We start from the raw sequence: 16,660 nt of genomic DNA on the forward strand, positions 1-16,660 counted from the left end.
AAGCTGACGCCGGTTCCTCAAACCGGCGTCAGCTCCCTGGCCGGCTCGAGAACCTTGAGACGCTCCGCCTCCTTTTCTTTGTACTCGCGCTGCACATCCGTGACGTAGTCGCGCACGATCGGTGCTGCATCGCGCTTGCGCCCGAGCTGCATGTGGAACACGAGCTGGCTGCCTGTCGTGAACATGGTCTCGGCGCTGATGAGATAGAACTCGAACATGCGGCAGAAGCGCTCGTCGTACATGGCGGCGATCTTCTCGCGGTTGGCCTCGAAGCGTCGGTGCCAGTGATTGAGTGTCTTCGCGTAATGCAGGCGCAGGAATTCGAGATCCGTCACCCACAGCTGATTCTGCTCGACGACGGGGAACACCTCCGACAGGGCAGGGGAGTAGGCGCCGGGGAAGATGTACTTGCGCAGCCACGGGCTTGCGGTGCCGGGCGGGCTCATCTTGCCGATGGAGTGCAGCACCATCAGCCCGTCATCGTCGAGCAGCGCGTTGATCTTGGCGAAGAACTCGCCGTAATGATGCACGCCCACGTGCTCGAACATGCCGACCGAAACGATGCGGTCGAACTTCCTGTCGACCTTGCGATAGTCGAGGAGTTCAAAGCGCACCCGGTCCGACAGGCCCGCGCGCCGCGCCTTCTCGTTGGAGAGTTCATGCTGCTCCTTGGACAGCGTGACGCCGGTCACGTCCACGTCCTCCATGGCGGCGAGATAAAGCGCGAGATCGCCCCAGCCGCTGCCGATATCGAGGATCTTCATGCCGGGCTTTAGCCGGAGCTTTGAGGCAATGAGACGAAGCTTGTTCTGCTGTGCCTCTTCCAGCGTGTCATCATCGTTGACGAAATAGGCGCAGGAATACTGCATGCCCTTGTCGAGGAACAGCTTGTAGAAGTCGTTGCCCAGATCGTAGTGATGCGCCACGTTCTGTTGCGCCTTGCCGACAGGGTTTGCCTGCTGAAAGCGCTTCACTCCCCGTGAGATGCGCTTGAGCACACTCTGCAGCGGATAGTTCGCCAGGGACGAGCGGTTCATCGAAAAGAGGTTCAGGAAGTCGCGCAGGTTAGAGCCATCCTCGAAGCTCATGCGGCCGTCCATATAGGCTTCGCCGGCATGCAGTTCCGGATTGAGGAACAGCTTATGATAGAGCGAGCGGTCCGTAAGCCGCATGGTGACGCTCGGTCCCGGTCTTTCCCCGCCGAACGTGTGGGTGCCGCCCTCCGCATCGATCACCTTCAAGGTTCCGGCGCGGATGAAGGATTTCAGCATGTTGGACAGGGGAAACATCGGTACCTCTCGCGATCAGTCGTTTGGGGCCGGATGGTTCCACAGTTGCGGGCAGGTGGCTAGAGGGAGGTCAGATCAGAACTCGTCTAAAGTACAGGAACCACGACCTAAAATGGGAACAACAGGGAATCGCCTTGGTTGGAAGGCTGACTCTTGTGGGGCTGAGAGTCGCCACTCAATCCACCAGACAGGAGCAGCCGATGTTCTTCCGCCAGAAGCAGATGGCGTATCACGCCAAGCCTGACAAACCCGACCCGCTCTTCGCCAAGATGCTCCAGGAGCCCCTGGGCGGCCAATGGGGCGAGATCAGCGTGATGATGACCTATCTGTTCCAGGGCTGGAACTGCCGCGGTCCGCAGAAATACAAAGATATGATCATGGATATCGGCACCGAGGAGATCGGCCATGTCGAGATGCTGGCCACCATGATCGCGCGCCTGCTCGAGACCTCGCCGATCGAGCAGCAGGAGGACATGGCCAAGAATTCGGTTGTGGGGGCCGTGATGGGCGGTGCACGGGTCGAGGATGCCATCATGGCCGGCATGAATCCTCAGCACTACATCGTATCCGGCCTCGGCTCGCGCCCGTCGGACAGCATCGGCAATCCGTGGACTGCAACCTACATCATCGCGAGTGGAAATCTGCTGGCCGACTTCCGTTTCAACGTGACAGCGGAGAGCCAGGGACGCCTGCAGGTCGCCCGTCTCTACAACATGACGAACGACACCGGCGTGCGGGACATGCTGTCCTATCTCCTCGCACGCGACACCATGCACCAGAACCAGTGGCTCGCCGCAATCCGCGAGCTGGAAGAGGACGGCCTTGAGATGACGCCGTGCCCGTCGAATTTCCCGCAGAACCTGGAGAAGAGCGAAGTCGCCTACCAGTTCCTCAACCATTCCGAAGGCACGGAGAGCGAGCAGGGCCGCTGGGCTCAGGGACCTGCGCCGGACGGGAAGGGCACCTTCACCTATATTGATCGTCCGCCGGCCTATACGGAGGACGAGGGCAACCTCAATCCGGTGGATCCCCGCACCTATGGTACACCTCCGATGCCGGTGCCGCCGGCTGCTGCGGAGTGATCGCTACCAACTTTAAATTACATCATGGCCGGGCTTGTCCCGGCCATTTGCATTTTGACGTCCCACTGTCATTCCGGGCTCTCGCTTTGCTCGCCCCGGAATGACAGCCGAAGTGTGCCGCGCCTCAGCCCAATGCTTCCACGAAACTGTCGAGCACCATCTTCCGTCCGGCCTTGTCGAACTCGACCGTGAGCTTGTTGCCGTCCACAGCCTCGATGGTGCCGGGGCCGAACTTGGTGTGCAGGACGCGCCCACCCAGCTTGAAGCCCGAGCCGCCGCTGGACTTTGCCACCAGCTCGCCTTCGATCAGCATCGGCCCGCGCCGGTCGCCGGAGCGGCGGGCGGAGTAGCCGCCATCGTCCGTCGTTGCGCGATGGGCCTGGGCCCGCTGCCAACCGGGCGTCTGGTAGGACGAGCCGCTGAAGGGCTGCATGCGGTCAAAGCGCGAGCCGCCATAGGAGAAATTGGCCGGAGCCTCGGCGATCTCCACATTCGACTCGGGCAGGTCGTCAATGAAGCGGCTCGGCACGGTCGAATTCCACAGGCCGTGGATGCGCCGGTTGGAGGCAAAGTAGATTTTTGCCCGGCGCCGGGCGCGGGTGAGGCCCACATGGGCGAGGCGCCGCTCCTCTTCAAGTCCAGCGCGCCCGATCTCGTCAAGAGCGCGCTGGTTCGGGAAAAGACCTTCCTCCCAGCCGGGCAGGAAGACCGTGTCGAATTCCAGGCCCTTCGCCGCATGGAGCGTCATCAGGCTCACGCGCTCAGTGGTGTCGGATTCGTTCGCTTCCATGACCAGCGAGACATGCTCAAGGAAGCTCTGCAGGTCCGGGAATTCCTCCATGGAGCGCACAAGCTCCTTGAGGTTTTCGAGCCGTCCCGCCGCATCGGCCGATTTGTCCTTCTGCCACATGTCGGTGTAGCCGGATTCCTCCAGCACGGTCTGCGCAACTTCGGACTGCGACAGGGTCTCGGAGAGCTTCGCCCAGCGACCGAAGGAGATGAGAAGATCGCGCAGGGTGCCGCGCGGCTTCGGCTTCAACTCGTCGGTCTCGACGATGAAGCGCGCGGCCTCCATCAGCGGCACGCGAGCCGCACGGGCATGGTTGTGCAGCACCTGGATCGTCGCATCGCCCAGGCCACGCTTCGGTGTATTCACGATCCGCTCGAAAGCGAGGTCGTCAGCCGGCTGGTTGACGACGCGCAGGTACGCAAGCGCATCGCGGATTTCCGCACGCTCATAGAAGCGCGGGCCGCCGATGACCCGATAAGGCGCGCCGAGCGTCACGAGCCGGTCTTCGATCTCGCGCATCTGAGCGGAGATGCGCACCAGGATGGCGATCTCGGAGAGCGAATGCTTCTTAGCGTGCAGCGCCTCGATCTCCTCGCCGATGAGCCGGGCTTCCTCCTCGGAATCCCAGGCGCCGGTGATCGTCACCTTCTCGCCGGGCTCGTCTTCGGTGCGAAGCGTCTTGCCGAGGCGCCCCTGGTTCTTGGCAATCAGGCCGGAGGCTGCCGAGAGGATATGACCGGTGGAGCGGTAGTTGCGCTCCAGGCGGATCACGGTCGCGCCAGGAAAGTCGTGCTCGAAGCGCAGGATGTTGTCGACCTCGGCGCCGCGCCAGCCATAGATCGACTGGTCGTCGTCGCCGACGCAGCACAGGTTCTTGCGCGTCTGGGCGAGAAGCCGCAGCCAGAGATACTGGGCGACGTTGGTGTCCTGGTACTCGTCCACCAGCATGTAGCGGAAGCGGTTCTGGTACTGCTCCAGAATGTCCGGATGCTCGCGCCACAGGCGCAGGCATTCGAGCAGGAGGTCGCCGAAATCGACGGCATTCAGAACCTTCAGGCGCTCCTGGTAGGCTCGGTAGAGCCGCCCGCCCTTGCCGTTGGCGAAGGCCCCGGCCTCACCGGCCGGCACCTGATCCGGTCCGAGGCCGCGGTTCTTCCAGTTATCGATATGGCCGGCAAGCTGACGGGCCGGCCAGCGCTTCTCGTCGATGCCCTCGACCTCGATCACCTGCTTCATCAGGCGAAGCTGGTCGTCTGTCCCTAAGATCGTGAAGTCGGAGCGCAGGCCGACAAGCTCCGCATGGCGGCGCAGGATCTTGGTCCCGATGGAGTGGAACGTGCCGAGCCACTGCATGCCCTCGGCCACAGGGCCGATCACGGCCGTGATGCGCTCGCGCATCTCCCGCGCGGCCTTGTTGGTGAAGGTCACGGACAGGATCTGGGACGGGTAGGCTTTTCCGGTGGCGATCAGGTGGGCGATCCGCGTGGTGAGCACGCGGGTCTTGCCGGTGCCGGCGCCGGCCAGCACAAGGACCGGGCCCTCGGTCGCCTCCACGGCGGCGCGCTGCTCCGGGTTCAGGCCGTTCAGATAAGGGGATTGCGGCGCAACCGCCGCACGGGCGCGGGCGCTCAGCGAGCCGGACGCCGGCTCATGAGCCAAGCTGTCCTGCGGATCGGGTCTGGGATCGGACTGATTCATCGGCGGGACCATGGATCAAAAGGCGAACGGCGTCGAGCCTGAATGCCTGTCGATCCTGCCGCAGGCGTGAACTTCGGAGCCAAGTTGTCATTGTTGACGAGAGGGCTCATCCTCATATGGGGATGAAGATCCTGAAGAGGAATATCCCATGCGTTTCATGGTGGCCCTTGCCATCGGCTCAAGCCTCATCCTGCCCCTGGCCGTGCCCGCCGACGCCCAGACGCGCCTGCCCCGCGTGAGCCCATCGGAGCGGAGTTCGAAGGAGACCAACAGGAGGATCCGTCAGGATCAGCAACTGCTGAACCTGGAGGAACGCATCCAGATGGAGAACAACCAGATCCGGCAGGACATCCAGCGCGAGCGTCTCTTTGCGCCCCGTACACTGCCCGCAATCCGTCGCGGAGCCTGCCCGCGCGGCTCGATCAGCTGCTAGAGCATCGGACCCAAAAGTGGATTTGCACTTTTGGGATCAATTCGATGCTTCTTCTTTGATGCGCTAGTGACGGGTGCCCGAGGCTGATAAAGCCTCCTGGATTTCGGCCCGGTGCGGGATGCCGATGATGCGGCCCAAGGCTGATGGCCTCGGCAGCCGGGCATGGGTGGTCCTCATCACGGCAAGATTGGCCATGATGTCATCCGGGAAAGTGCTGACCTTCCGGGTCTCCATGTCCACGTGAAGGGACAGACCCTCCATGGTGGCGGCCACCCAGCCTTCGCCCGCATGGCGGATTTCCATGTAGTAGTGAATGCGCTTCTCGTCATGATCGATCAGTTGGAGCGTGACGCGCACCCTGTCGTGCATCGTCAGCTCGCGCTTGTAGGTCGTGTGGATCTCGGCCGCGAAAAAGGAAGCTTTGCGCTTCTCCAAATAGGCGTGACCCAGCCCGACCAGGCTGAAGCCCTCCTCAACGGCCCGGTCGAAGAGCACGTGGTAATAGGCCATGTTCATGTGGCCGTTGTAATCGATCCAAGCAGGCTCGATGCGCATCGTGGAGGACACGAAGGGCGCGAAGAAAAAGACGGGCGTCCGCTTCTCCATGGTCAGTCTCGTCCCTCGACGCTTCTCGGATGCTCATCCTGCAGGGCCAGAAGAAACAATGTTAGCATGTTCCGGCAGATTGTGCATGAGGGGTGCGGCATCTTTCTCATCCGAGTGTTGCCTTTGCAACGGTTCTGGTAGCTATGGATCACCTGAGCATCACAACCGGATCTGAAGCCTCCATGAATGCGCCCCACGCTGCCACCCGCCAGAAAGCGACGGATGCCGCCCTTGCCTCCCTCCAGACCGAACTGTCCGGGCGCTTCGGCGACCGGGTCGCCACTTCGGCCGCTGTGCGCGAGCAGCACGGGCATTCTCTCACTTGGGTGAAGAACCAGCCGCCGGACATCGTGGTGTATCCCCGGACGACGGAGGAAGTGTCGGAGATCGTCAGGCTCTGTGCAGCGCACGAGACCCCGATCATCCCCTACGGCACCGGCACCTCGCTGGAAGGGCACATCAACGCCCCATACGGCGGCGTTTCCATCGATCTGAGCCTGATGAAGCGCATCATCGCCGTCCATGACGAGGATCTGGACTGCGTGGTCGAGGCCGGCGTGACGCGCAAGGAGCTCAATGAGCACCTGCGCGACAAGGGCCTGTTCTTCCCGATCGATCCCGGCGCGGATGCCTCCATCGGCGGCATGGTCGCGACGCGAGCCTCCGGCACCAACGCGGTGCGCTACGGGACCATGAAGGACGTGGTTCTGGCGCTGACCGCCGTGCTGCCCAATGGCGAGATCGTGAAGACGGCAAGCCGCGCCAGGAAAAGCTCGGCGGGCTACGATCTCACCCGGCTTCTGATCGGCTCGGAGGGGACGCTGGGCATTGTCACCGAGATCACCCTCAAGCTCAACGGCATTCCTGAGGCGATCTCAGCCGGCATCTGCCCGTTCCCGTCGGTGAAAGCCGCCTGCGACGCCGTGATCATGACGATCCAGTCCGGCATTCCAATGGCCCGTATCGAGCTGCTCGACGAGGTCCAGGTGAGGGCGGTCAACCTCCACTCCAAGCTGGCCCTGCCGGAGAGCCCCCTGCTCCTGCTTGAATTCCACGGCTCCGGGGCCGGCGTGCAGGAACAGGCCGAGCGCTTCGGCGAGATCGCAGCCGAGTTCAGCGGCGGGCCATTTGAGTGGGCCACGAAGCCCGAGGAACGCTCGCGCCTCTGGCAGGCCCGGCATGATGCCTATTGGGCCGCCAAGGGCCTGCGTCCGGGGGCTCAATCGGTGGCAACCGACGTCTGCGTGCCGATCTCGCGCTTGGCCGAATGCGTCGATGCCACGAAGCAGGACATTCTTGAGAGCGGACTCATCGCACCCATCGTGGGCCACGTGGGCGACGGAAATTTCCACGTCCAGCCCCTCGTGAACACGGACGATCCGGCGGAAATCGAGGCCTGCGAGGCGTTTATCGACCGGCTCGTGCGGCGGGCGGTGGCCATGGAGGGCACCTGCACGGGCGAGCATGGCGTCGGTCAGAAGAAGATGAAGTACCTGGAGATCGAGCATGGACCAGTAGCGCTGGGCCTCATGCGCGTCTTGAAACAGGCCATCGACCCACACAACATCATGAATCCGGGCAAGATCATCGTGCTTTGACGGTGGACCACGGTGAACAGCGCTCCCGGTCCTGGCCGTCATGGGTTAAGGACGTCTCAGAGTAACGGAGAAAAGGCAGCTTCTTGCGCGATATCCTGACGATCATCGCCTCCATCGTGATCCTGATCCTGGCGATTGCCGTGGCGGCTCCTCCCCTCATCTCCTGGGAGGCCCATCGCGACACCATCGACCAGATGATCGCGCGCGCATCGGGAACCGAGGCACAGACCGAGGGCAGCATCGGCATTCGCCTGCTGCCTGAGCCGCGGATCATCCTCGACCGGCTGAGGCTTGGCGGGAAGACGCCGGACTCGCCGGTTCTGACCGCCGACAATGTCTGGGCCGAAGTCGCCCTCACGCCGCTGCTGCGGGGCGAGGTGCGCTTCACGGAAACTCGGGTCGGGCGCGCCGATATTCGCATCCCGGTATCCGGCGACGGCGAGTGGCGCTTGCCGCCGGAACTGGTCTCGGGCAGCGGCCGAGCGCGTGAATGGGCGATCGAGAACCTCACGGTCGGGCAACTCCTCGTGACCACCCAGAGCGCAAGCACCGGCCGCACCAATCAGGCTTTTGCCGAGAACGTCCTTATCGAGGGGCAGAAGCTCATCGGCCCCTGGCGGGTCGAGGGAACGACATCCGGAGTTCCCTTCCGGCTCGTGACCGGAGAACTGGCTGAGGACAAGACTATCCAGGTCAAGCTCTCGGGTGGTGGCGACATCTATCCGCGCTTCGATCTCGATGCCCGTCTGGGACTGAGCGAAGGCACCGGCGAGGCTGCGACCCCGAACGTTTCCGGCAAGGCGAAGATCCTGTTCGGCCCCCCGGCGCAGGTCGCCGCAGCCGGCATCCCGATTCCGATCGTCGTCGAGACCGAGTTCAAGACGGTGCCGGGCGCAGTCGAGCTCAATCCCGTCAGCGTGGAAGCGGGCGAGGGCGGGGCGAGCCTGCGCATGACCGGCGAGGGAAGAGTCGGGCTTACCGATCCGCGCATTTCCTTACGTCTCGAAGGGCGCAGGCTCGATGCGGACAGCTTCATCCTCTCCGGCAATGGGCAGGACTTTGCGAGCCGCCTTCAGCAATGGTCCCTGCCGCTGATCCGGGTGCCCATCGATCTGAATCTCAAGATCGACAGCATCGGGTTGGGCCAGGAGGATTTGACGAATGCCAATCTGCGCCTGTCCCTCGATACCGGACGGGCGACGTTGGACCGGATCGAGTTCACGGCTCCGGGCGACACGAAGGTGGCTCTCGAAGGCCAGCTCGGCCTCAACACGAGAGGCGGCATCAATGGCAAGGTGGCGTTGGCCTCCAACCAATCCGACCGTCTCGCGCGCTATCTTGCCAAGATCCGCCTGAACTCGCCGCTGCTGACGGCCCTGGATGGGCGACCCATCGAGCTCTCCTCGGAGGTCGCTTTCTCGAACCCGGTCCTCTCCTTCAATCGGCTGCGGCTGAAGATGGGCGAGTCCACGCTGACCGGCAACGTTCGCTACACGGCCCCGGAGGCGAACGACCGCGGCAGGCTTGAGGCGCAGGTCGCTCTTCAGGGCCTGAACCTCAACGATCTGCCTGAGGTCTCGAGCGTGTTCCAGGCGACCGAGAACCTTGATATCGGCTTCATCCTGGATGCCCGCGGGGTCAGCGCCGGCAGGAGCCCGGCGACGGGGCGCATCACGGCCCGCATCCTCTCCGACGGCCCGGCGTTGCTCGTCGAGACCCTCGACATCGTGGATGTCGCCGGCGCCAACGCCCGGGTACGCGGGCGGATCGCGCCCGACGGCTCAGGTCGGATTTCAGGCAAGGTTACGGCCCAGCGTGCCGATCCCCTGGTGGATCTCCTGGGCAGCGTCTGGATCGGCGGGATCTCGAAGCTCGTGCCGCACTTCGTCCGCGAGGGCGCGCTCGATCTCGATGTCGCCTCCGAGCGGGTGGCGCCGCCTACCGGCTCGACCGAGCTGCGGCTGCGCACGACGGCCACGGGCCGCATGGCCGGCGGGCCATTCGAGGGGCAGGTCGAGTCCATCGACGGACGCACCGAGAGCCTGACCCTCGCCCTTTCCACCGACAATACCGGGCGCTGGGTCAACCGGGCAAATATGGCTGGCCTTAACCAGTCTTCCAGAATGGATCTGCGCGGCTCCCGCGTCGGATCCGGCCGGTTCAGCGTGGCTCTCACCGGGGATGTCGCCGGATTGAAGGTGGCGACGACGAAGCCGTTTGCCCTGAGCGAGGGCGACGATGTGGTGGACAGCGGCGAGGCCGAGATCGCAACGCCCGACATCACTCCCTTCCTGCGCCTGCTCGGCGATGGGGCCGGCGTCGCCCCGCCGGTGCCGGTGAGCGGGCGCGTGACTCTCGGCCGGGAGCGCGGCGCGACCCTTCTCGACATCAACGCCAAGGTTTCCAACGAACCCGTGCAGGCGCGCCTCGTGGCCGCTTCGCGGTCTGAGATCGGCGGCGAGGTCTCCTTAGGCCGCCTCTCCATGCCGTGGCTCGCGGCGGCGCTGGCGCTCAACGTGCCGGGCGATCAAACCACAAACGCGATCTGGTCCACGGCCCAGTTCGGCCAGAGCGGCCGTCTTGTCTCCGGCGGTCAGGTCACCTTCCGGGTCGGCACGCTCGAGCTGGCCCGCGGCCTCCAGGCCACGCGGGCTGCGTTCGTCGTCGGAGCGCAGCCGGACGGAATCTCCATCCGAAACCTTGAGGCGACGATCGGTTCGGGCAGGATTACAAGCACAGCGACAATCACCCGGCAGGGAGCGCTTGCAACCATCGTGGGCGAGGGGGCGTTGGACCGGGTCCCGCTCTGGGCCCTGACAGGCTCCACGCCTTTCGAGGCTGTTCTGTCCGGTCCGCTCCGGTTCGGAGCAGCGGGTGCAAGCCTCTCCGAACTTGTCGCCAATCTCGGTGGCGCCGGCGACTGGCAGGTCGCCAATCTGCGCATTCCCGCCGCAGATCCGAACGTGTTCGACCGGGCGCTCAAACGTGCACTTGCGGAGACAGATCCGCTGGTGGAGGGCAAGGCGGAAGCCATCTTCGGCATGGAGCTTGGACGGGGGCCTCTCAACACAGGTCTGGTCCGAACCTCGGCGGCCCTCGTGAGCGGTGTGCTGCGGCTTTCGCCCTTCGTGGCCGAGAGCGGGCCGGCCGTCTGGCAGGGCGGCATCACCTACGACCTGAAAACCCTCCAGCTCGATGCCCGCGGCGCGCTCACGGCGAAAGCTGCTCCGCCTGAATGGGTCGGCGCCCCACCGTCGATCGGCTTGAACTGGCAGGGTTCCTTGACGGCTCCCGTTCGACGGATCGACGCGGGGCCGTTCCGCAACGGGTTGGCCGCCATCGTGTTGAAGCGGGAATTGGAGAAGATCGAGGCGTTCGAACGGGCTGCGGCGGAGCGCCAGCGCCAGATCGATGTGCAGCGCGAGGCCGAGCGTCAGAGGGCGAGGGCGGCGGAAGAGGAGGCGCTCCGGCAGGCCAGGGCCCGGGCCGAGGCCGAGCGAGTGCGCCGGGACGCGGAACGGCTGCAGTCGGAGCAGCGGAGACAACCGGAAGAGCCTGAGCCGGCCCCGTCGCAGACCTCCCTGCCGCCCTTGAACCCGCCGGTCGAAGTGGCTCCCCCGCCTTCCGTCTATGGGGCTCCACCGACACGCTGATCGGTGGCTTCCAATTGGCTTCGCAAATCGTCGAGCACGAAGACACGGATGGCTGAGGACAGGTTCTGCTCGCCACGTTCCGCATCGATGCGGCCGATCAGAGACTGAACGGAACGCTTTTCCCGCTCCGCAATCTCTCGCAAACCCTCCCAGAAGGGCTCCTCAAGAGAGATGCTCGTCCGGTGGCCGGCGATGGAGACGGAACGCTTGATGACGGCAAAGCCCATTCACCGCGTCTCGTCGGAATCGCGCTGGTGGGCCTCAAGACGGCTCTTCGCCAGATCCTGCTCGGCCTTCGTCAGCGTCTTCTCGGCCTTGGTGCGGCCGAAGCTGACACGGTTCTCGGCGGCGCGGGCCTCTTTCTCGGCCCGCGCCTTCTGCTTGCGCGCCTGGCGCAGATTGATGATCTCGACCATGGCGCTTGTCTTACCTTATTCGCCCGGCTGAAGCATCGTCTCGGGACGAACGACGGCGTCGAAGTCCTCAGATGACACTCCAGCCTTGAGGGCCTCTTCCTTGAGCGTCGTGCCGTTCTTGTGCGCCGACTTGGCGATAGCGGCCGCCTTGTCGTAGCCGATGGTTGGGGCAAGCGCCGTCACGAGCATGAGCGAACGCTCCATCAGCTCCTTGAGCCGTTCCCTGTTCGGCTCGATGCCGACGACGCAATTGTCGGTGAAGCTGACGGCGCCGTCAGCCAGCAGGCGGATCGACTGCAACACTGCATTCACGATCACCGGCTTGAACACGTTGAGCTCGAAATGGCCCTGGCTGCCGGCGAATGTGACCGTCGTCTGATTGCCGGCAACCTGACAGCACAGCATCGTCATGGCCTCGGCCTGGGTGGGGTTCACCTTGCCGGGCATGATCGACGAGCCGGGCTCGTTCTCAGGCAGGGAGATCTCGCCGATGCCGGAGCGAGGGCCGGAGCCCATCAGGCGGATATCGTTGGCGATCTTGAACAGGCCGGCCGCGAGGCTCGCCAGCGCGCCGTGGGTGAAGACGAGGGCATCCTTCGAGGCCAGCGCCTCGAACTTGTTGGTGGCTGAGGTGAAGGGAAGCGCCGTGAGTTCCATGGCCTTCGCGGCGAAGCGGTCCGCGAATTCCGGATGCGCATTGAGGCCGGTGCCGACGGCGGTGCCGCCCTGGGCCAGGGCATTGATGCCGGGAAGGGTCGTCTCGATGCGGGCAATGCCGAGGCGGACCTGCGCGGCGTAGCCGGAGAATTCCTGGCCAAGAGTGACCGGAGTGGCATCCTGCAAATGGGTGCGGCCGATCTTGACGATATCCTTGAAGGCTTCCTGCTTGTCCTCCAGCGCCTTCAGCAGGTGCTTGAGGGCAGGGATCAGCCGATCATGGACCTCGCGGGCGACCGCGATGTGCATGGCAGTCGGAAACGAGTCGTTGGACGATTGGCCCATGTTCACGTGGTCGTTCGGGTGAACCGGCTTCTTGCTGCCGCGCTCGCCGCCGAGACGCTCGATGGCGAGGTTCGACAGAACCTCGTTCATGTTCATGTTGGACTGGGTGCCCGAGCCGGTCTGATACACCACGAGCGGGAACTCGTCGTCATACTTGCCCTGCACCACATCGGCAGCCGCCGCCGCAATGGCATCGGCCAGGCGCGGCTCCAGCTTGCCCAGATCCTTGTTCACAAGCGCCGCCGCCTGCTTCACGATGGCCAGCGCATGGACCAGGGGAAGCGGCATCCGGTCCGTCCCGATGCGGAAGTTTTGCAGGGAGCGCTGCGTCTGAGCACCCCAGAACTTGTCGGCGGGAACGTCGATGGGGCCAAAGGTATCTGTTTCGATGCGGGTGGAGGGCGACATCCTGACCTCTTTCGATGGAGTTGCGTGTTCTTATCTCAAATGATGGCGCTCGCAACCGCGAACGCGCATCGGAGGCCTTGGAAATTCGCATGAGCGACACCCTGGAAACGCCCCTTTTCCGCCCGCCTCACCCAAAACCCCGCACCGAGCTGCTCGGCATGATGGCCTTCCTGCGCGCCGTTCGCGAAAACCCCCTGAACATGTGGATGGAGACGCATTTCGAGGAGCCGGTCGTCACGGGCGAGGGAGCCTTGGGCCGCATGACGGTTGTGAGCGATCCTGCCGGCATCCGCCACATCCTGGTGGACAATGTCGCCAACTACCGCAAGGACGACCTGCAGATCCGGATCCTGGCGCCGGGGCTGGGCCGGGGCCTCGTGACGGCGGAGGGCGACGAGTGGCGCCTGCAGCGGCGTACCCTCGCGCCGCTCTTCACCCCGCGTACAGTCACCAGCTTCTTTCCGGCCATGGTCGAGGCGGCTGATCGCCTGATGAGGCGATGGCAGAGACGGCCCGACGGGCGCGTGGTCGATGCGGCTCTCGACATGACCCGGGTCACCCTCGATGTGCTGGAGCGGACCATTTTCACCCAAGGGGTGCCAAAGGACCCGGACGCCTTGGGCCGGGCGATCACCCGCTACTTCAACTCCATCGGCCGGGTCGATCCACTCGACATCTTCGGCTTCCCGGACTGGGTGCCCAGGATCGGACGACTGCGGGCAAGGCCGTCGATCCAGTTCTTCGAGGAGACCGTCAACGAGTTGATCGACGCCCGTAAGGCGAGGCTCGCCAGCGGCGAGCCTGCTCCCCGCGACCTTCTTACTCTCCTATTGGAGGCGGCCGATCCTGAGACCGGCAAGGGCCTGAGCGATATCGAAGTGCGGACGAACATCGTGACCTTCATCGGCGCCGGGCACGAGACGACGGCCAATGCCCTGTCCTGGTCGCTTTATCTCCTCTCCCAGGACGAACGTGCCCGCGCCCGGGTCGAGCAGGAGGTGGACGAGGTGCTGGGAGAGGGGCCGATCGAGCCCCATCACCTGGAGCGGCTCGTCTATACCCGTGCGGTGATCGACGAGGCGGTCCGGCTCTATCCGCCCGCACCCTACATGAGCCGGACGGCCATCGCGGATGATCGGATTGGGGATGTGGACATACCGGCCGGATCGATGGTGGCGATTGCGCCCTATGTGCTTCACCGGCACCGGAAGTTGTGGGACGAGCCCGATGCCTTTCGGCCCGAGCGTTTCCTGCCGGAAAACCGCAAGCAGATCGATCGATTCGCTTATCTGCCTTTCGGTGCGGGGCCGCGGGTCTGCATCGGCGCGAGCTTCTCGCTGCAGGAAGCCGTGATCGTGCTGGCGACCATCGCCCGTTCCATGCGGCTCGACCTCGTGGAAGGGCACGCAGTCGAGCCCGTGCAGCGTATCACGTTGCGGCCGCGGGGCGGCCTGCCCATGCGTCTGACGCAGCGTGTGACGAAGGAGGCTTTGGTCGAAGCTTAGGAGGAGGGTGCTTAGCTCTTCTTGCGGAAGGCGTCGAGGCTGACGACCTCGGCGCTGCCTGACGCGGCTTCGCCCTCGGGCGCCTCTTCCGTGGGCGCTTCGGCCTGCTCGGCCTTGGCGGCAACCGCCGGCTTCTCCGCTGCGGGCAGCACCTTGCGGGGCTGCTTCAGTTCCACCGGCTCGGACGTGCCGCGCGCCGGCTGAGGCGCGGGCGCGGCTTCGGGCGCTTCCTCCGCTTCATCATCCTGGCTGTCGAACTTCAGGCCGAACTGCACGGACGGATCGAAGAAGCCGGTGAGCGCATCGAACGGGATGAGCAGCCGCTCCGGGATGCCGGAAAAGGAGAGGCCCACCTCGAAGGTGTGCTCGGTGACGTTCAGGTCCCAGTACTGATGCTGGAGGACGATCGTCATCTCCTGAGGATATTTCTCGCGCAGGCGGTTCGAGAGTCGAACGCCCTGAAAATCCGTCTGGAAGGAGATGTAGAAATGGTGCTCGCCCGGAAGCCCGTCCTTCGCATCGATCAGCACCTTGCGCACGACACCCTTGAGGGCGTCCTGCACCAGAAGATCGTAGCGGATCAGGTCTTTACCACCGGCCATGCGCGAGCCCTTACAGAAACGACAGTGGAAGCTTCTGTTGCCAGGCGCCTCCGGGCCCCGCCTTACGGTGCTAACCGCAAGGGCTTTGAGTCGGCTTTAGGGACCGCTTACGCAGCCACTGCAACCGGAGCATAGTTGTCGTTGGCAACTATAGATTCGGTCCGATAACGGCGGAACCATGCCGAGCGAAAGTCTACCCTTTACGCCCTCGTCGATCCTATTTCGCCCCCGCCGAAAGCCAGATCCGGCCTGGATTTTGGTGGAGGCGCCGGGTACCGCCCCCGGGTCCGATGGGTTTATTTCGATAGCCGTTTATCGCCATAGCCGATCTCGCGACCGGCACCTCCAATATAGGCGGGGCAGACGGATTTTGAAAGAGTGGGGATCAGGATGAATTGCGACTCGGAGAGCCAAACCGGCTGACCTATAATGGGGCGAGGAGTACCGCATGCAGGCCTATCACGATCTCATCCGCCGCATCATGGACGAGGGCGTCCGCAAGGACGACCGGACCGGAACGGGCACCATTTCAGTGTTCGGCCACCAGATGCGCTTCGATCTCAGCGAGGGATTCCCCCTCGTCACCACGAAGAAGCTGCACCTGCGCTCCATCATTCATGAGCTGCTCTGGTTCCTGAAGGGCGACACCAATATCCGCTACCTGAAGGAGAACGGTGTTTCGATCTGGGACGAGTGGGCGGACGAGAACGGAGATCTTGGCCCCGTCTACGGCAAGCAGTGGCGATCTTGGGCCAAGCCCGACGGCGGCACCGTCGATCAGATCCGATGGGTTCTCGACGAGATCCGCCGCAATCCGGACAGCCGCCGCCTGATCGTGTCCGCCTGGAACCCGGCCGACCTCGACAAGATGGCGCTTGCGCCCTGCCACTGCCTGTTTCAGTTCTACGTCGCGGAGGGGCGGCTCTCGTGCCAGCTTTACCAGCGCTCGGCAGACGTGTTCTTAGGGGTCCCCTTCAACATCGCATCCTACGCGTTGCTCACGCACATGATGGCGCAGGCGACCGGCCTGCAACCGGGCGATTTCGTCCACTCCTTCGGCGACGCGCACCTCTACCTCAACCACCTGGAGCAGGCCTGCCTCCAGCTCTCCCGGGAAACGAGGTCGTTGCCGAAGCTGCGCCTCAACCCGTCCGTGCGGTCGCTGTTCGATTTCACCTACGACGACATCGCCATCGAGGATTACGACCCGCACCCGGCCATCAAGGCTCCCATCGCGGTCTGACTGTCATGAACAGGCGCGAGATTATCGAGAGCGCCGTCCGCATCCTCGCACCACGCATTCCACGGCACGAGTTCGAGGCAGTAATCGATCATGCGCTGGGGAGCCGCGGCCTGCACAGCGCCTCGCCCGAGATGGCGGCTTGGCTGTCCCTCACCGCCTATATCCGCCACAGGCTGACCGATTACGACAGCCTTCTGGATGACGGCTACGACGTCGAGAGCGCCCGGTTCTTCGTGCTGGACGACATGAACGCCATCCTGGAGGAGTGGGGTTCGCCTCGGCGGGTGATGCAGGATGAACCGGAATAGCCTCGACAGTTCTGACAGAAATCGCCA

14 protein-coding genes and 1 other RNA gene are annotated in these 16,660 nt (G+C 64.1%); 7 read left to right on the forward strand and 8 right to left on the reverse strand.

The genetic code is table 11. The annotated features are described in order from the left end of the window. Positions 1-17 precede the first annotated feature (17 nt). Positions 18-1,289 carry a cyclopropane-fatty-acyl-phospholipid synthase family protein gene (locus VB618_RS12665; protein WP_329797024.1) on the reverse strand — a complete coding sequence of 424 codons (1,272 nt, stop codon included), beginning with the start codon at positions 1,287-1,289 and terminating at the stop codon, positions 18-20. Between the two features lie 200 nt (positions 1,290-1,489). Here VB618_RS12665 and VB618_RS12670 point away from each other — a divergent pair, with 200 nt between their 5' ends. After that, positions 1,490-2,371, forward strand: coding sequence for a manganese catalase family protein (locus VB618_RS12670; RefSeq protein WP_329797025.1), 882 nt, complete (start codon positions 1,490-1,492; stop codon positions 2,369-2,371). A gap of 124 nt (positions 2,372-2,495) precedes the next feature. Here the strand turns inward: VB618_RS12670 and VB618_RS12675 are convergent, their stop codons facing one another. Continuing rightward, a complete protein-coding gene (locus VB618_RS12675) occupies positions 2,496-4,859 on the reverse strand; it encodes an ATP-dependent helicase (protein WP_329797026.1) in 2,364 nt (787 codons plus the stop codon). Positions 4,860-5,007: 148 nt separating this feature from the next. On the opposite strand from VB618_RS12675, the gene VB618_RS12680 reads away from it, so the two are divergent. Continuing rightward, the gene (locus VB618_RS12680; protein ID WP_329797027.1) at positions 5,008-5,292 is read left to right on the forward strand and encodes a hypothetical protein; all 285 of its coding nucleotides are present in this window, start codon (positions 5,008-5,010) and stop codon (positions 5,290-5,292) included. A 63-nt stretch (positions 5,293-5,355) separates the two neighbouring features. Here VB618_RS12680 and VB618_RS12685 read toward each other — a convergent pair whose 3' ends face one another. Beyond that, entirely contained in the window at positions 5,356-5,898 is a 543-nt protein-coding gene (locus VB618_RS12685; protein ID WP_329797028.1) for a thioesterase family protein, read from the reverse strand. 182 nt (positions 5,899-6,080) lie between these two features. Here VB618_RS12685 and VB618_RS12690 point away from each other — a divergent pair, with 182 nt between their 5' ends. Both VB618_RS12690 and VB618_RS12695 read left to right on the forward strand, forming a co-directional pair. Continuing rightward, the gene (locus VB618_RS12690) at positions 6,081-7,496 is read left to right on the forward strand and encodes an FAD-binding oxidoreductase (RefSeq protein WP_329797029.1); all 1,416 of its coding nucleotides are present in this window, start codon (positions 6,081-6,083) and stop codon (positions 7,494-7,496) included. Positions 7,497-7,579: 83 nt separating this feature from the next. Further along, positions 7,580-11,149, forward strand: coding sequence for an AsmA family protein (locus tag VB618_RS12695; RefSeq protein WP_329797030.1), 3,570 nt, complete (start codon positions 7,580-7,582; stop codon positions 11,147-11,149). Here VB618_RS12695 and VB618_RS12700 read toward each other — a convergent pair. The 3 genes from VB618_RS12700 to fumC are packed head-to-tail and all read right to left on the reverse strand — an operon-like array spanning position 11,125 to position 12,975. Continuing rightward, complete coding sequence (locus VB618_RS12700; RefSeq protein WP_329797031.1) at positions 11,125-11,376, reverse strand: ribbon-helix-helix domain-containing protein; 252 nt, start codon at positions 11,374-11,376, stop codon at positions 11,125-11,127. The genes VB618_RS12695 and VB618_RS12700 overlap by 25 nt on opposite strands. Further along, a complete protein-coding gene (locus VB618_RS12705; RefSeq protein ID WP_329797032.1) occupies positions 11,377-11,565 on the reverse strand; it encodes a DUF4169 family protein in 189 nt (62 codons plus the stop codon). 15 nt (positions 11,566-11,580) lie between these two features. Then, positions 11,581-12,975: a class II fumarate hydratase gene (gene fumC, locus VB618_RS12710; RefSeq protein WP_329797033.1), complete on the reverse strand. Its 1,395-nt coding sequence runs from the start codon at positions 12,973-12,975 to the stop codon at positions 11,581-11,583. 89 nt (positions 12,976-13,064) lie between these two features. On the opposite strand from fumC, the gene VB618_RS12715 reads away from it, so the two are divergent. Further along, positions 13,065-14,480, forward strand: coding sequence for a cytochrome P450 (locus VB618_RS12715; RefSeq protein WP_329797034.1), 1,416 nt, complete (start codon positions 13,065-13,067; stop codon positions 14,478-14,480). An 11-nt stretch (positions 14,481-14,491) separates the two neighbouring features. Here VB618_RS12715 and VB618_RS12720 read toward each other — a convergent pair whose 3' ends face one another. Beyond that, positions 14,492-15,082, reverse strand: coding sequence for an SspB family protein (locus tag VB618_RS12720; RefSeq protein ID WP_329797035.1), 591 nt, complete (start codon positions 15,080-15,082; stop codon positions 14,492-14,494). A 23-nt stretch (positions 15,083-15,105) separates the two neighbouring features. Beyond that, positions 15,106-15,462: a transfer-messenger RNA gene (gene ssrA, locus VB618_RS12725) on the reverse strand. Positions 15,463-15,530: 68 nt separating this feature from the next. Between ssrA and VB618_RS12730 the strand changes: the two genes are divergently transcribed. Both VB618_RS12730 and VB618_RS12735 read left to right on the forward strand, forming a co-directional pair. Then, a complete protein-coding gene (locus VB618_RS12730) occupies positions 15,531-16,325 on the forward strand; it encodes a thymidylate synthase (protein ID WP_329797036.1) in 795 nt (264 codons plus the stop codon). 5 nt (positions 16,326-16,330) lie between these two features. Then, on the forward strand, positions 16,331-16,633 hold the full coding sequence (locus tag VB618_RS12735) for a DUF2293 domain-containing protein (protein WP_329797038.1): 303 nt from the start codon (positions 16,331-16,333) through the stop codon (positions 16,631-16,633). Positions 16,634-16,660: the final 27 nt, after the last annotated feature.

This window comes from Microvirga sp. CF3062 (genome assembly GCF_036314045.1).
In the GTDB taxonomy this organism is placed as follows: domain Bacteria; phylum Pseudomonadota; class Alphaproteobacteria; order Rhizobiales; family Beijerinckiaceae; genus Microvirga.

Bases quoted from the DNA above. Each gene is read 5' to 3' on its own strand.
- VB618_RS12665 (WP_329797024.1), bottom strand. From the start codon at position 1,289: ATGTTTCCCCTGTCCAACATGCTGAAATCCTTCATCCGCGCCGGAACC.
- VB618_RS12670 (WP_329797025.1), top strand. From the start codon at position 1,490: ATGTTCTTCCGCCAGAAGCAGATGGCGTATCACGCCAAGCCTGACAAA.
- VB618_RS12675 (WP_329797026.1), bottom strand. From the start codon at position 4,859: ATGAATCAGTCCGATCCCAGACCCGATCCGCAGGACAGCTTGGCTCAT.
- VB618_RS12680 (WP_329797027.1), top strand. From the start codon at position 5,008: ATGCGTTTCATGGTGGCCCTTGCCATCGGCTCAAGCCTCATCCTGCCC.
- VB618_RS12685 (WP_329797028.1), bottom strand. From the start codon at position 5,898: ATGGAGAAGCGGACGCCCGTCTTTTTCTTCGCGCCCTTCGTGTCCTCC.
- VB618_RS12690 (WP_329797029.1), top strand. From the start codon at position 6,081: ATGAATGCGCCCCACGCTGCCACCCGCCAGAAAGCGACGGATGCCGCC.
- VB618_RS12700 (WP_329797031.1), bottom strand. From the start codon at position 11,376: ATGGGCTTTGCCGTCATCAAGCGTTCCGTCTCCATCGCCGGCCACCGG.
- VB618_RS12705 (WP_329797032.1), bottom strand. From the start codon at position 11,565: ATGGTCGAGATCATCAATCTGCGCCAGGCGCGCAAGCAGAAGGCGCGG.
- fumC (WP_329797033.1), bottom strand. From the start codon at position 12,975: ATGTCGCCCTCCACCCGCATCGAAACAGATACCTTTGGCCCCATCGAC.
- VB618_RS12715 (WP_329797034.1), top strand. From the start codon at position 13,065: ATGAGCGACACCCTGGAAACGCCCCTTTTCCGCCCGCCTCACCCAAAA.
- VB618_RS12720 (WP_329797035.1), bottom strand. From the start codon at position 15,082: ATGGCCGGTGGTAAAGACCTGATCCGCTACGATCTTCTGGTGCAGGAC.
- VB618_RS12730 (WP_329797036.1), top strand. From the start codon at position 15,531: ATGCAGGCCTATCACGATCTCATCCGCCGCATCATGGACGAGGGCGTC.
- VB618_RS12735 (WP_329797038.1), top strand. From the start codon at position 16,331: ATGAACAGGCGCGAGATTATCGAGAGCGCCGTCCGCATCCTCGCACCA.